1 protein-coding gene and 1 pseudogene are annotated in these 1,107 nt (G+C 72.4%); both read left to right on the top strand.

From position 1 onward, the window contains the following. Positions 1 to 399, top strand: a pseudogene (locus ABZ749_RS08255) (hypothetical protein); the annotation flags it as partial. 1 nt (position 400) lies between these two features. Further along, the gene (locus ABZ749_RS08250; RefSeq protein WP_357224270.1) at positions 401 to 1,048 is read left to right on the top strand and encodes a sortase; all 648 of its coding nucleotides are present in this window, start codon (positions 401 to 403) and stop codon (positions 1,046 to 1,048) included. Positions 1,049 to 1,107 lie beyond the last annotated feature (59 nt).

The following is a 1,107-nucleotide window of genomic DNA, read 5'->3' as shown; positions in this document are numbered from 1 at the left end:
TACGGCTCGGACAAGGGCTGGGAGAACAAGGACGAGCACGGCTCGGACGAGCGTGGCGGTTACGGCAAGGACGAGCGCGGCTCGGACGAGCGTGGCGGTTACGGCAAGGACGAGCGCGGCTCGGACGAGCGTGACTGGGACAAGGAGCGCGAGTTCGTCTACTACGGCGAAGCCAAGGTCGACAAGGACGCCAAGCCGGGTCGCTACGAGCTCAAGGGCTCCTGCGGCGAGGGCGAGCTCGTCGTGCTGCCGCACGGCGGCGTCGACGGTGGTGACGGTGGCGCCAGCACCGGCACCGACCGCGGCCTGGCCACCGGCGGGGCGGGCCTGCTCGGCGCTGCCGCGCTGGGCGGGATCGTGTTGATGCGTCGTCGGCGGACCGATGGTTCGCTCGTCTGACGTGACGACGACACCGGCCGGCGGCCGCCGCGGGAGACCGTGGCGTGCCGCCGGCACGGCCGTCGTCGTCACCATGGCCATGATCGGCGCCGGCATGATCGGCGCCTCCCTGAAGACCACGCCCACTCCCCGGCCGCCACAGCCGCTGGCCCAGGCCGGCCCCGAGCCGACCGCGCCGGCGAGCACCGCCGACGATGCCCCTCCGGTCGACGGGCAGCCGATCGACGGGCAGCCGGTCGGTCAGTCGGCGGTCGGGTTGGCCCGGTCGGCACCGACGAGCATCGAGATCCCCCGGATCGGCGTCAACGCGACGATCATGTCGTTGGGCACCAACCCGGACGGCACCGTCCAGGTCCCTCCGCTGGAGAAGGCCGACCAGGCCGGGTGGTACGAGCCCGGTGCGAGCCCGGGCGAGACGGGTAACGCGGTCATCGTCGGGCACGTGGACTCGGCGGTGCTGGGCCCGGCCGTCTTCTTCGACCTCGGCGCTCTGACCCCCGGCGACACCGTCACGGTGCGCCGCGCCGACGGGGTGCCGGCCACCTTCACTGTCGACTCGGTGAAGTCGTACCCGAAGACGGCCTTCCCCACCGAGTTGGTCTACGGACCGAGTCTGTCACCTCGGCACCCATCGCTGCGGCGATTTTGACAGCCATGTGGCCCAGGCCGCCCAGGCCCACCACGGCGACCTTCCTGCCGGGACCGGCA

The organism is Micromonospora sp. NPDC047753, from assembly GCF_040642735.1.
Classification (GTDB): Bacteria; Actinomycetota; Actinomycetes; order Mycobacteriales; family Micromonosporaceae; genus Micromonospora.
Note: the sequence above shows the minus strand (reverse complement) of the source record. Positions and strands in the feature narration are given on the sequence as shown.